We start from the raw sequence: 13,592 nt of genomic DNA on the forward strand, positions 1-13,592 counted from the left end.
CTTACCGGACTTGTATGTCGATTTCGCCAGGAAAGAGCATCCGATCAATTTCCTATGGACCTTGAAAGGACACAATAATGAGTTCAGAATTTACAGGCGCAGAGATACTGGTTAAGTGTCTGGCCGAAGAGGGTGTTGAGCACGTTTTCGGATATCCGGGCGGCGCAGTACTCTACATCTACGATGCAATTTTCAATCAAAATAAGTTTCAGCATATTCTCGTGCGCCACGAACAGGCAGCGATTCATGCGGCTGACGCTTATTCCCGATCATCCAATAAAGTCGGCGTTGCCTTAGTTACCTCCGGTCCTGGTGTGACCAATGCAGTAACCGGTCTGGCAACTGCTTATATGGATTCGATTCCTATGGTGGTGATTTCTGGTCAGGTTCCTAGTGCCGTTATCGGTCAGGATGCTTTCCAGGAATGTGATACCGTGGGTATTACCCGTCCTTGCGTCAAGCACAATTTCCTGGTGAAAGATGTGCGCGATCTGGCAGAGACGGTCAAAAAGGCGTTTTTTATTGCGACGACTGGTCGTCCTGGTCCAGTGCTGGTGGATATTCCCAAAGATATCTCTATGCACAAAACGACTTACCACTACCCCAAAGAAGTGGAAATGCGCTCTTACAAGCCAGTCGATAAAGGGCATGCAGGTCAGATTCGCAAAGCTGTGCAACTGTTATTACAAGCCGAACGCCCGATGATTTACACCGGCGGCGGTGTGATCCTTGCGCATGCCGCACCAGAACTGAACAAGCTGGTGGATGAGCTGGGCTTCCCATGCACAAATACGCTGATGGGCTTGGGGGCGTACCGCGCCAGTGACAAAAAATTTGTCGGCATGCCGGGTATGCACGGCACCTATGAAGCAAACATGGCGATGCAACACTGCGACGTGTTGATCGCAATTGGGGCGCGATTTGACGATAGGGTGATCGGTAACCCGAAACATTTTGCTTCGCATCCACGCAAGATCATTCATATTGATATCGATCCGTCTTCCATTTCTAAACGCGTTAAAGTTGATATTCCAATTGTTGGCAATGTCAAAGATGTGTTGATCGAAATGCTGTCGCAATTGAGCGCAGTGGAAACACGTCCGGATCCGAAAGCACTGGCAACATGGTGGAAGCAGATTGAAGAGTGGCGTGGTCGTGATTGCCTTAACTATCCTACCTCCAATGAAGTGATTAAGCCGCAATCGGTCGTGCAAAAAGTTTGGGAAGTCACTAAAGGCGATGCGTTTGTTACTTCCGATGTCGGACAGCATCAGATGTGGGCTGCGCAATACTATGGCTTTGATAAACCGCGTCGCTGGATTAATTCTGGTGGCTTGGGAACCATGGGCGTAGGCTTGCCATATGCGATGGGTGTGCAAATGGCTAATCCTGATGCGACGGTTGCCTGTATTACTGGGGAAGCGTCTATCCAGATGTGTATCCAGGAATTGGCGACGTGCAAGCAATATCATCTGACGCCAAAAATTATTTTGCTCAATAATCGTTTCCTGGGTATGGTCAGGCAGTGGCAGCAGATTGATTATGGTTCGCGCTACTCTGAGTCCTATATGGATTCGTTGCCGGACTTTACTAAACTGGTTGAAGCCTATGGGCACGTCGGTATGAAGATAGAAAACCCAGCCGACGTTGATGGCGCAATTCGTGAAGCGTTTGGCATGAAGGACCGTTTGGTATTTATGAATTTCATTACTGATCAAACAGAAAATGTCTGGCCTATGGTGAAGGCAGGTAAGGGTTTGACTGAGATGCTGCTTGGTTCGGAGGATCTGTAATGAGACATATTATTTCTATTCTCCTTGAGAACGAAGCGGGTGCTTTGTCGCGTGTGGTTGGTTTGTTTTCTGCACGTGGCTACAACATTGAAACCCTGACTGTTGCGCCGACCGAAGATGCAACGCTGTCGCGTATGACGATCGTAACGACGGGTTCAGATGACGTGATTGAACAAATCACCAAACATCTAAATCGTCTAATCGAAGTGGTGAAAGTGGTTGATCTGACTGAAGGTGCGCATATAGAACGTGAATTGATGCTCATTAAAGTGCGTGCTGTTGGAAAAGAGCGCGAAGAAATGAAACGCACAGCGGATATTTTTCGTGGCCGCATCATTGATGTGACTGAAAAAACCTACACGATAGAACTGACTGGAAATAAAGGAAAGCTGGACGCCTTTATCGACTCCATTGATCGCGCCGCGATTCTGGAAACAGTCAGAACGGGTGGTTCGGGAATCGGACGCGGTGAGCGCATCCTTAAGGTGTAATAGTCGAATTTCGATTCGCTACAAGTAACGAAATTATTTAAATTAATTATTCAAATTATTCAAATTATTCAAATTAAATAGGATACAAAATGAAAGTTTTCTACGATAAAGATTGTGATCTCTCTTTGATCAAAGGTAAAAATGTTGCGATCATTGGCTACGGCTCTCAGGGTCACGCCCATGCGCAAAATTTGAATGACTCTGGTTGTAACGTGACCGTTGCCTTGCGTAAAGGTGGCGCTTCCTGGAGTAAAGCTGAGGGTGCTGGCCTGAAAGTGGCAGAAGTTAATGACGCAGTTAAAGCAGCTGACGTCATCATGATTTTGCTGCCGGATGAAAATATCGCTCAGGTTTATGCTGAAAACGTTGCTCCATACGCGAAGCAGGGTGCAGTTCTGGCATTTGCGCACGGCTTTAACGTGCATTATGGCCAAGTTGTTCCACGTGCAGATCTGGACGTGATTATGGTTGCGCCAAAAGCGCCTGGTCACACAGTACGTGGTACTTACTCTCAAGGTGGCGGCGTTCCTCACCTTATCGCTGTTTATCAAGATAAATCTGGTTCTGCACGTGATATCGCTTTGTCTTACGCAATGGCGAATGGTGGTGGTCGTGCCGGTATTATTGAAACCAACTTCCGTGAAGAAACTGAAACAGATTTGTTTGGTGAGCAAGCTGTATTGTGCGGTGGTGCGGTTGAGTTGATCAAAGCTGGTTTTGAAACGCTGGTTGAAGCAGGTTACGCACCAGAAATGGCTTACTTCGAATGCTTACATGAATTGAAATTGATTGTTGATCTGATTTATGAGGGTGGTATCGCCAACATGAACTATTCGATTTCTAACAACGCAGAGTACGGCGAATACGTAACAGGTCCTAAGGTTGTGACTTCCGCTACAAAAGACGCGATGCGCCAATGCCTGAAGGATATTCAGACTGGTGAGTATGCGAAGAGCTTCATCTTGGAAAACAAAGCTGGCGCGCCAACCTTGATTTCCCGTCGTCGTTTGACGTCTGAGCATCAGATCGAAGAAGTTGGCGCAAAATTGCGTGCGATGATGCCTTGGATTGCTAAAAACAAATTAGTTGATCAATCGAAAAACTAATGTAGTCAGCTCTACTGATTGAAAAAATCAAAGTCGCCCGGTTGTTCAGGGCGATTTTTTATTTGTTAAAAATGTCAAAAACAAAGGAAGAATTTGATTCAAAACAAAGTTCAGTCCTACTTTGTGCAACTTCAGGAGTTAAACGCGGTCTTATTTTTATGATCAATCAAAATAGCTTTAATTGATCAAATTTACCGATAACTAAGTGAGAAGGAACTAACATGAAAAAAATGATTGGATTAACATCCGCCATGCTGTTTTCGTTGCCAGTTTTTGCGCAAAGTATCTCCGGCACCGTGATTACCCTGGCGGGAAATGCAGAAATCAAAGCAGACAATGATCAGGCTGTCGTGACTTTTTTTATTGAAGAACAAGACAAAGATAAGGCCGTAGCTGCATCGCGCGTGAATCAAAAGATGAAAGCCGGTACCGAGTTGATCAAAAAAGAAGATCCTCAGGCTGAATTGCATACGCGTGGCTATTACAGCTACCCAATATATAACGACGCCACCAAAACCGTGGCGGGGCAAGCACCTAAGCAGCAGTTAGTCGGTTGGCGTACTGGACAGTATCTCGAAGTTAAAACGCAAAATTTAAAACAATTGCCGTCGACTGCCGCAGCTGCGCAGTCAATTCTTGCACTCAATGGGGTTAATTTTGGGTTGTCAGATGCGACGATTGCTAAATTGGAATCAGAGCGGATTGCTGCTGGTTACAAAGATTTTTCTCAAAAGTTGACTATGATCACCCACACTATGGGCAAAAATCCGGAGGATGTCGTGATTGAATCCCTGGATTTTGATAATGCCGGAAGCAATATGCGCCCAATGGCGATGGCTGCTGAACCTATGATGTTGAGATCTGCGCGCGCAGCAGGACCGGTTGATGCACCCAGTTTTGAGCCTGGTTATACATCCTTGTCGATTCATATTACAGGCAAACTTAAGTTGAAATAAATTGCATGATAAGTTGCCTGATAAGTTGCCTGACAATCAAGGCGGTTTTCCAGACTGCCAAAGAGGGTTATACTTGAAAGATCAATTGCAAGTTTCTGCCCGACCTGTTCGGGCTATTTTTATCGAATCAGAATCGAATTAGAATCGCATGCCATCTTTTAAATCACGCAGACCCAAAGGTAGTTTTAAGCTTTTTCCAAAAGGCGTTCGCAAATCACAGCAAAAAGTGGATGCTGACGGTAATAGTTTACCGGTGACAGCGAAACAACGTGCTCGTGGCGTTTACTTGCTGCCAAATGCTTTTACTACCGCCGCCTTGTTTTGCGGCTTTTATGCCATTGTGATGGCGATGGATCAAAATTTTCTGAAAGCAGCCATTGCGATTTTTGCTGCCATGGTGTTGGATAGTTTAGATGGTCGGGTAGCACGGATGACCAACACGCAAAGTGAATTCGGTGCGCAATACGATAGCTTATCCGACATGATTTCATTTGGCGCAGCACCTGCATTGGTGGCTTATGAGTGGACTTTACGTGGCATGGGTAAATTGGGCTGGATAGGAGCATTTGTGTATTGTGCTGGTGCCGCCCTGCGTTTAGCCCGTTTTAATACCAATATTGCAGTGGTTGATAAGCGTTATTTTCAGGGATTACCTAGTCCTGCTGCAGCTGCATTGATTGCCAGCTTTGTGCTGTTGATGGATGATTTAGAAATTTTGCCGGTCAATCTGCATTGGTACGCCTGGGGTATCACTTTGTTTGCGGGTTTGACAATGGTGACCAATGTACCTTTCTATAGTTTCAAAGATTTGAATTTGAAGCGTAGCTTTCCGTTTATCGCGCCGCTGATTATTTTGTTGGTTTATGTGGTCGTGGTCAGTGACCCACCTAAGGTTTTATTTGGATTGTTTGTTCTGTATGGCTTGTCTGGTTATGCAGTATTACTTTGGCGCTGGAGAAATGGCCGCCCGATTAGCATCATTCAGACCAGTCACGAAAGCCATGAAGAAAACGATGGATAGTGATTTTTAGAAATAAAATTTTGTTTTTTTGATGTTAAGCCACGGCATTCAAAACACGCTGTGGCTTTTTTAATTTCAGACCTAATTTAATTGGGATTCATGTGCTATAAATTCTTGCACTTTTTTTAGATCGCGCTTATAGTCTAAGGCATGAACTTTCAAGTTAAATCACTCCCAGTAATCACAACTAACGGTCTCGTTGGTTTGCTATTGCTATCTGCAAGTCTACTAGTGCGGTAACGCGCTAAATCCCCCATTCCCCCAATTCGAGTAGTCCCTCTTTACCCATGTGTGTCTTGCAAGGGTGGGCCGGAGAATATTCAAAAACTCAATTTCATTTCTATATTGGTAAAATCTAAAGGAGAACATCATGGCTGACAAACTCATCATATTCGATACAACATTACGCGACGGCGAACAATCCCCTGGTGCATCAATGACCAAGGATGAAAAAATTCGCATTGCAAAGCAGTTGGAACGCCTGAAAGTAGACGTTATTGAAGCAGGTTTTGCGGCAGCTTCTCCGGGAGATTTTGAATCTATCAAAGCGATTTCTGCGACGATTAAGGATTCCATTATTTGTTCTTTGTCGCGTGCAAATGACCGCGATATCGCACGCGCTGCTGAGGCCTTGCAAGCAGCACAACGTAAGCGTATTCATACATTTATTGCGACTTCACCATTGCATATGGAAAAGAAGTTACGGATGTCCCCAGATCAGGTTTTGGAACAAGCGATTCAGGCGGTCAGATACGCGAGAAATTTCACTGATGACGTCGAATTTAGTCCGGAGGATGGTAGTCGCTCAGAAATGGATTTCTTATGCCGTGTGATTGAGGCGGTGATTAAAGAAGGTGCGACCACGATTAACTTTGCTGATACCGTCGGCTATGGGGTGCCAGAGTTGTATGGAACGATGCTCAAAAATTTGCGGGAACGGATTCCAAATTCCGATAAAGCTATCTGGTCAGTGCATTGCCATAATGACCTCGGTATGGCGGTCGCGAATTCCCTGGCTGGCGTGATGATTGGCGGCGCACGTCAGATCGAATGTACGATCAATGGCCTCGGTGAGCGAGCTGGTAATACAGCCTTGGAAGAAATCGTCATGGCGGTGCGTACCCGTAAAGATTACTTCAATCTGGAATTGGGTATTGATGCGACGCAGATTGTGCCAGCGTCCAAATTGGTTTCGCAAATCACTGGTTTTGCTGTGCAACCAAATAAAGCCGTGGTCGGTGCGAATGCGTTTGCCCATGCATCCGGAATTCATCAGGATGGCATCTTGAAAGCGCGAGATACCTATGAAATTATGCGTGCCGAAGATGTGGGTTGGAGCGCCAACAAAATCGTTCTTGGTAAGCTTTCCGGACGCAATGCATTCAAGCAGCGTCTCGATGAATTAGGTATTACTTTGGAATCCGAAGCTGATGTTAACGGCGCCTTTGCTCGCTTTAAAGAATTGGCTGATCGCAAGTCTGAAATTTTTGATGAAGATATTCTTGCCTTGGTCTCGGATGAGGAGCAGGCTAATGACAATGAGGCTTATCATTTCGTGTCTTTGGCGCAGCATTCAGAAACCGGCGAAATGCCAGCGGCAAAAGTAGTGTTCTCCAATCAGGGTAAAGAAATCAGTTGTGAAGGCATAGGTAATGGCCCAGTCGATGCAATCGTCAACGCGATTGAATCTAAGGTTGCCAGTGGCGCTGAATTATTGCTGTTTTCGGTCAACGCAATTACTACTGGTACTCAGTCGCAGGGCGAGGTGACTATGCGTTTGTCGAAGTCGGGACGCATCGTTAATGGCGTTGGCGCTGATCCGGATATCGTGGTGGCATCTGCCAAGGCTTACTTGTCAGCCCTGAACAAACTGGAGTCCAAATCTGAGAAGCTTAATCCGCAGATTTGATTTCCGTTGCGATTTCGTGTTATAGTCGCGGGTCCCGTTATGTTGACGGGTGTTTATTTCACGATAACGACGGTTTTGTAGTACGTTTTTTGTTGCTACGACTCTTGTTATCGCATGTAAAGGAAAATTATGTCTATCGAAAAAAGTGCAAAAGCCGCTATCGTAGCGGACAACGCCCGTGGTCAAAACGACACCGGATCTCCAGAAGTGCAAGTTGCTTTGTTGACAGCACGTATCAATGACTTGAACGGTCACTTCAAAGCCCACGGTAAAGATCACCATTCCCGTCGCGGTTTGATCATGATGGTTAACCGTCGTAAAAGCCTGTTGTCTTACCTGAAAGGTAAAGACCTGAATCGCTATCGCTCACTGATCGAAAAACTCGGCTTGCGTAAGTAATTCTTGCTGTATCTGGCAAACAATTTATAGTAAAAAGCCTGCGTCAGTTGACTGTCGCAGGCTTTTTGCTTATTTGGCGTGCATAATGAGCGTCAAATAAGTGCCGTATAATTAAGTGCCATATAAGTAAAAAGTTTTGGCGAATTTTCAAAGTATGTGTTGAAAATAAGCAAAAAAGCAATCTTTAGGGATTGCTCGCGGTGAGGTGAACGACAGCCCCTGAAAATCTGTCGGCATAATAGAAAGGACACATTGTGTTTAATAAAGTAACTAAAACCTTCCAATACGGTCAGCATCAAGTCACTCTGGAAACAGGTGAAATCGCTCGTCAGGCTTCTGGCGCCGTTATCGTATCTATTGAAGATACCGTTGTGTTGGCAACTGTTGTTGCTAAAAAAGATGCAAAACCAGGTCAGGATTTCTTTCCTTTGACCGTGGATTACATGGAAAAAACTTACGCTGCCGGCCGTATTCCTGGCGGTTTCTTTAAGCGTGAAGGTCGTCCATCTGAAAAAGAAACACTGACTTCCCGTCTGATCGATCGCCCAATTCGTCCATTGTTCCCAGAAGGTTACCTGAACGAAGTGCAGGTAATCGTTCATGTTTTATCTGTGAATCCAGAAATCGACCCTGATATTGCTGCCATGATTGGCGCATCTGCTGCTATCTCTGTTGCTGGCATTCCATTTAGTGGTCCAGTCGGCGCGGCGCGCGTTGGTTATATCGACGGTCAATATGTATTGAACCCAACAGCGACACAATTGAAATCTTCTAAATTGGATTTGGTTGTTGCTGGTACTGAAACTGCCGTATTGATGGTGGAATCTGAAGCGCAACAATTGTCTGAAGAAGTGATGTTGGGCGCGGTTGTGTATGGTCACGAGCAAATGAAGGCTGTGATTGATGCAATTCATGATCTGGTGCGTGATGGCGGAAAACCTGAAGTTGAATGGGCACCAGCACCTAAGAATGAGCCTTTGATTGCTGCAGTTACAGCAGTTGCAGAGCCATTGCTGCGTGCGGCGTATCAGACTAAAGAAAAGCAGGCTCGTACAGAACAATTAAAGGCTGCAACTTCCAGCGTTTCTGCTGCATTGGCTGAGCAAGCGGCAGCAGCCGGTGTTGCTGCACCGGATTCTTCTGAAGTTGGTAACATCCTGTTTGATCTGGAAGCGAAAATTGTTCGCTCCCAAATCCTCGAAGGTGAGCCACGTATTGATGGCCGTGACACACGCACCGTGCGTCCAATCACTATCCGCACTGGCGTATTGCCACGTACGCACGGTACAGCATTGTTCACACGCGGCGAAACTCAAGCGTTGGTGATCGCTACTCTGGGTACTGCGCGTGACGAGCAGAAAATTGACGCTTTGATGGGCGAATACTCAGACCGTTTCATGTTGCATTACAACATGCCTCCGTTTGCAACTGGCGAAACAGGTCGCGTAGGCACGCCTAAGCGTCGTGAGATTGGTCATGGCCGTTTGGCTAAGCGTGCATTGCAAGCAGCATTGCCAGATCCGGAAGATTTCAGTTACTCAGTACGTCTGGTTTCTGAAATTACTGAATCCAATGGTTCTTCTTCCATGGCGTCGGTTTGCGGTGGCTGCCTGGCGTTGATGGACGCTGGCGTGCCAATGAAGGCGCATGTTGCCGGTATAGCGATGGGCTTGATCAAAGATGGCAATAAGTTTGCTGTGTTGACCGATATTCTGGGTGATGAAGATCACCTCGGTGACATGGACTTTAAAGTTGCTGGTACTGCCGAAGGTATTACTGCATTGCAAATGGATATCAAAATCCAGGGTATTACTAAAGAAATTATGCAAGTTGCTTTGGCTCAGGCTAAAGAGGGGCGCGTGCATATTCTGGGTAAAATGCAAGAAGCAGTGCCAGTGGGTAAAACTGAATTGTCTGACTTTGCACCACGCCTGATCACAATCAAGATCAATCCTGAAAAAATCCGTGATGTCATCGGTAAGGGTGGTGCAGTGATTCGTGCCTTGACGGAAGAAACTGGCACGCAAATTGATATCAGCGATGAAGGTGTAGTCACTATCGCTTCTGTTGATGCCGCTGCTGGTCAGGAGGCTAAACGTCGCATTGAAGAGTTGACTGCAGAAGTTGAAGTGGGCAAAGTCTATGAAGGTACGGTTTTGAAATTGTTGGACTTCGGTGCAATCGTTCAAATCATGCCAGGCAAAGATGGCTTGCTGCACATCAGCCAAATCGCCAACGAGCGCGTTAATGCGGTTGCTGACTACCTCAAAGAAGGTCAGCAAGTACGTGTAAAAGTGCTGGAAACTGATGATCGTGGTCGCTTTAAGTTGTCTATGAAAGCCGCAGTTGCTGAAGGCGAAGCTCAGCCACAGCAACAACAGCAGCAATAATCGACTCCATCTCAAAAATTCGTGATGAATTTTTGAGTGTTTGATGATTTAAGTTAAAAACGTCCGTGCAAAACACGGGCGTTTTTTTTATGGCATACAATGGCTGTTTAAATTTTGCTGGAGTAGCTATGCGCGCAATCGAAATCAGTAAATTTGGTGGCCCCGACGTATTGCAGTTGACGGAAAGGCCTGAGCCGCAAGCTGGTGCTGGTGAAGTATTGATACGCGTACACGCTGCTGGTATTAATCGCCCCGATGTGTTGCAGCGTATGGGGTTTTATCCTGTGCCGCCCGGTGCCTCGGACCTTCCTGGCCTGGAAGTGGCAGGTGAAATCGTTGGTGGTGACCTTGTGGGATGCGAATTTAAGCTTGGTGATCACATTTGTGCCTTAGTGCAGGGTGGTGGCTACGCTGAATACTGTGTGGCGCCTATTGCACAGTGCCTTCCTATCCCTGTTGGGCTTTCTATGATCGAAGCGGCCTCGTTGCCAGAAACCTACTTCACAGTATGGAGTAATGTCTTTGACCGCGCGCGTCTGACTGAGGGGGAGTCGCTGTTGGTGCAGGGTGGTACTTCTGGTATTGGTGTGACGGCGATCCAGATTGCCCGCGCCTTGGGTCATCGTGTGTTTGCCACGGCGGGATCGGAACAAAAGTGTCGTGCTACAGAGAGATTGGGTGCGGAGCGCGGAATCAACTATAAAACTGAACAATTTCCAGATGTAGTCAAATCATTGACGGATGGCAAGGGTGTGGATGTGATTCTGGATATGGTTGCTGGTAGTTATATTCCGCGCGAGATTGATTGTCTCGCTGATGATGGTAGGATTGCGATCATTGCTCTACTTGGTGGTAGTAAATCGGAAATAGATTTGGCTCAAGTCTTGCGTCGACGGTTGACGATTACCGGGTCAACTTTACGTCCGAGATCTGTGCAATTTAAGTCGGCGATTGCTGCTCAATTGCGTGTGAAGGTGTGGCCTTTGCTTGAGACAAAGAAAATAGCGCCTGTAATTTATCAGGTTTTTCCGATGGAGCAAGCATCTGTCGCGCACGCAACGATGGAGCAGGGTGATCACATTGGCAAGATAGTGCTGCAAATTTTGTAATTTTAAAATGCGTTCCGTTGTTGCAAATATATTGTGGTATTCCCTGTGTTTGGAGGTCTAGCTGGTTTGACCGTGCACATGTCCGCAAGATACAATAGACGGTTATTTAATTTGTGACTTACTATGACTATGCGGCGAACTCTTATAGCTGGCAATTGGAAGATGAATGGCAGTTTTTCTGCTAATCATACCTTGCTAACCGGAATAATTGCTGGTTTGCCAGCAAATGACGCTGTTGATGTACTGATTTGTGCTCCTGCGCCTTACCTGACTCAGTGTGCTGAAGTTTTGGGTGATTCGCGTGTTGCATGGGGTGGGCAGGACGTTTCTGCGCATACTCATGGCGCTTTTACTGGTGAGGTGTCGGCTGGCATGTTGGCTGATTGTTTATGTAAGTACGTGATTGTTGGTCACTCTGAGCGTCGCGCGTACCATGCTGAGAGTAGTGAGCTTGTGGCGCAGAAAGTTTTACAGGCTTTGGCGCAGAATCTGATTCCTGTTGTTTGTGTTGGTGAAACATTGGAGCAGCGTGAAAATGGTGCGACCAATATTGTGGTTGCTGAGCAGTTGCAGGCAGTACTGGATGTATTGAGTGCTGATCAATTGATAAATATTGTCCTGGCCTATGAGCCCGTGTGGGCCATTGGTACTGGAAAAACAGCAACGCCGCAAATGGCGCAAGATGTACACGCATTCTTGCGTTCTCAATTGGCTGTAAAGAATGCTGAAGCCGCAAATGCAGTGCAGATTTTATATGGTGGAAGTATGAAGCCGGAAAATGCAAAAGAATTGTTGGCAATGGCTGATATTGACGGCGGCTTGATTGGTGGAGCTGCCTTGAAGGCGATGGATTTTTTGGCGATCATTTCTGCTTGCTGATAAATTAATGTAGTGATGTGGATTAATCTTTTTTAGGTGTTTTGAATGCAAACTTTTTTTACTTTGGTAGTTGTGGTTCAGGTGTTGTCCGCATTGGCGATTATTGGTCTGGTGCTGTTGCAGCACGGTAAAGGTGCTGACATGGGGGCCTCTTTTGGTTCTGGTGCTTCGGGTAGTTTGTTTGGTGCAACGGGCTCATCGAATTTCTTGTCTCGCTCGACTGGTGTGGCTGCGGCCTTATTTTTTATTGCAACATTATCGTTGGGCGTGATTGCTGGTAATCGTAAGGCGTCGACTGGTGTAATGGATAATGTATCTGTGATGAAAACTGTGTCATCTGCAAGTGCTTCCGCGCCAGCAGTTTCTGCTTCTGCGGCTCAAGTAAATCAGATTCCAAAATAATTTCCGAAAAACCCAGCAAAAAAACTTGAATTTCCGCAATTGTGCGTTGAACAATGAGGTCAATCATAGTAGAATGCTGGGCTTAGGCCGACGTGGTGAAATTGGTAGACACGCTATCTTGAGGGGGTAGTGGCGAAAGCTGTACGAGTTCGAGTCTCGTCGTCGGCACCAAAGCAATAGGTCAGATTTTCTTTTCTGATTTTGTCGAGGAAGTGGTCATTTTTTTGAATTTGTGTCAAACAGTGATTTGCTTCAATGTGGCGTTCAATTACAGGTAGCCTAACGTGAACCTCGAAAATTATTTCCCAGTTCTTCTCTTTATTCTGGTTGGCATTGGTGTTGGTGTGGTGCCTCAAGTTTTAGGGCGTGTTCTTGCTCCCTATAAGCCAGACTCTCAAAAAACATCTGCGTATGAGTGCGGTTTTGAAGCATTTGAAGATGCTCGCATGAAATTTGATGTGCGCTATTATCTGATCGCAATTCTGTTTATTCTCTTTGATCTTGAAACGGCATTTTTCTTTCCGTGGGCTGTTGCTTCGCACGACCTGGGTTGGACTGGCTTTTTGATCATGTTGGGTTTCGTGTTGGAATTTGGCGTAGGTTTTTGGTACATCTGGAAAAAAGGCGCTCTGGATTGGGAGTGATGGATTATGGCTATTGAAGGTGTATTAAACGAAGGCTTTGTTACGACAACAGCCGATAAGTTGATCAACTGGACACGCACGGGTTCGATGTGGCCGATGACGTTTGGTTTGGCTTGCTGTGCAGTTGAGATGATGCATGCGGGCGCGTCACGCTACGATCTGGATCGTTTTGGTGTAGTATTCCGTCCGTCTCCGCGTCAGTCTGATGTGATGATTGTTGCGGGTACGCTGTGCAACAAGATGGCACCCGCTTTGCGTAAAGTTTATGATCAGATGGCTGAGCCACGCTGGGTCATTTCAATGGGCTCATGCGCAAACGGTGGTGGTTATTACCATTATTCGTATTCTGTAGTTCGTGGTTGTGATCGTATTGTTCCTGTGGATATTTATGTGCCAGGATGTCCTCCGACAGCTGAGGCGCTGATTTATGGTGTGATTCAGTTGCAGAACAAGATTAAACGTACTAATACTATCGCTCGCTAATCGCGTGAAT

General features: G+C 46.2%; 13 protein-coding genes and 1 tRNA gene. All 14 read left to right on the forward strand.

Annotation, left to right across the window (positions count from 1 at the left end; all coding sequences use genetic code 11):
- Nucleotides 1-77 precede the first annotated feature (77 nt).
- The 14 genes from H8K32_RS07405 to H8K32_RS07470 all read left to right on the forward strand — a co-directional run bounded on the left by H8K32_RS07405 (nucleotide 78) and on the right by H8K32_RS07470 (nucleotide 13,582).
- On the forward strand, nucleotides 78-1,793 hold the full coding sequence (locus H8K32_RS07405; protein WP_186911842.1) for an acetolactate synthase 3 catalytic subunit: 1,716 nt from the start codon (nucleotides 78-80) through the stop codon (nucleotides 1,791-1,793).
- The gene (gene ilvN, locus H8K32_RS07410; protein WP_186911843.1) at nucleotides 1,793-2,284 is read left to right on the forward strand and encodes an acetolactate synthase small subunit; all 492 of its coding nucleotides are present in this window, start codon (nucleotides 1,793-1,795) and stop codon (nucleotides 2,282-2,284) included. Before H8K32_RS07405 ends, ilvN begins: the two co-directional genes overlap by 1 nt.
- Nucleotides 2,285-2,373: 89 nt before the next feature.
- Nucleotides 2,374-3,390, forward strand: a complete 1,017-nt coding sequence (gene ilvC / locus H8K32_RS07415) for a ketol-acid reductoisomerase (protein WP_186911844.1) — start codon at nucleotides 2,374-2,376, stop codon at nucleotides 3,388-3,390.
- Between the two features lie 221 nt (nucleotides 3,391-3,611).
- Entirely contained in the window at nucleotides 3,612-4,346 is a 735-nt protein-coding gene (locus H8K32_RS07420) for an SIMPL domain-containing protein (protein ID WP_186911845.1), read from the forward strand.
- A 148-nt stretch (nucleotides 4,347-4,494) separates the two neighbouring features.
- The gene (gene pssA / locus H8K32_RS07425) at nucleotides 4,495-5,367 is read left to right on the forward strand and encodes a CDP-diacylglycerol--serine O-phosphatidyltransferase (RefSeq protein ID WP_186911846.1); all 873 of its coding nucleotides are present in this window, start codon (nucleotides 4,495-4,497) and stop codon (nucleotides 5,365-5,367) included.
- Between the two features lie 370 nt (nucleotides 5,368-5,737).
- Entirely contained in the window at nucleotides 5,738-7,276 is a 1,539-nt protein-coding gene (locus H8K32_RS07430) for a 2-isopropylmalate synthase (RefSeq protein ID WP_186911847.1), read from the forward strand.
- A gap of 129 nt (nucleotides 7,277-7,405) precedes the next feature.
- Nucleotides 7,406-7,675 carry a 30S ribosomal protein S15 gene (gene rpsO, locus H8K32_RS07435; protein ID WP_186911848.1) on the forward strand — a complete coding sequence of 90 codons (270 nt, stop codon included), beginning with the start codon at nucleotides 7,406-7,408 and terminating at the stop codon, nucleotides 7,673-7,675.
- A gap of 254 nt (nucleotides 7,676-7,929) precedes the next feature.
- Nucleotides 7,930-10,065, forward strand: coding sequence for a polyribonucleotide nucleotidyltransferase (gene pnp, locus H8K32_RS07440; protein ID WP_186911849.1), 2,136 nt, complete (start codon nucleotides 7,930-7,932; stop codon nucleotides 10,063-10,065).
- A gap of 128 nt (nucleotides 10,066-10,193) precedes the next feature.
- Complete coding sequence (locus H8K32_RS07445) at nucleotides 10,194-11,174, forward strand: NAD(P)H-quinone oxidoreductase (RefSeq protein WP_186911850.1); 981 nt, start codon at nucleotides 10,194-10,196, stop codon at nucleotides 11,172-11,174.
- A 129-nt stretch (nucleotides 11,175-11,303) separates the two neighbouring features.
- Nucleotides 11,304-12,053 (forward strand): triose-phosphate isomerase, encoded by a 750-nt coding sequence (tpiA, locus tag H8K32_RS07450; protein WP_186911851.1) that lies wholly within the window; start codon nucleotides 11,304-11,306, stop codon nucleotides 12,051-12,053.
- A 45-nt stretch (nucleotides 12,054-12,098) separates the two neighbouring features.
- The gene (gene secG, locus H8K32_RS07455; RefSeq protein ID WP_186911852.1) at nucleotides 12,099-12,455 is read left to right on the forward strand and encodes a preprotein translocase subunit SecG; all 357 of its coding nucleotides are present in this window, start codon (nucleotides 12,099-12,101) and stop codon (nucleotides 12,453-12,455) included.
- 86 nt (nucleotides 12,456-12,541) lie between these two features.
- A tRNA-Leu gene (locus H8K32_RS07460) sits at nucleotides 12,542-12,626 on the forward strand.
- A 113-nt stretch (nucleotides 12,627-12,739) separates the two neighbouring features.
- The gene (locus H8K32_RS07465; RefSeq protein ID WP_186911853.1) at nucleotides 12,740-13,099 is read left to right on the forward strand and encodes an NADH-quinone oxidoreductase subunit A; all 360 of its coding nucleotides are present in this window, start codon (nucleotides 12,740-12,742) and stop codon (nucleotides 13,097-13,099) included.
- Nucleotides 13,100-13,105: 6 nt separating this feature from the next.
- On the forward strand, nucleotides 13,106-13,582 hold the full coding sequence (locus H8K32_RS07470; RefSeq protein WP_186911854.1) for a NuoB/complex I 20 kDa subunit family protein: 477 nt from the start codon (nucleotides 13,106-13,108) through the stop codon (nucleotides 13,580-13,582).
- The last annotated feature ends 10 nt before the right edge of the window (nucleotides 13,583-13,592 follow it).

The sequence above is a fragment of the Cognatundibacterium jejuense genome (assembly GCF_014284255.1).
Taxonomy (GTDB): Bacteria; Pseudomonadota; Gammaproteobacteria; order Burkholderiales; family Burkholderiaceae_D; genus Undibacterium; species Undibacterium jejuense.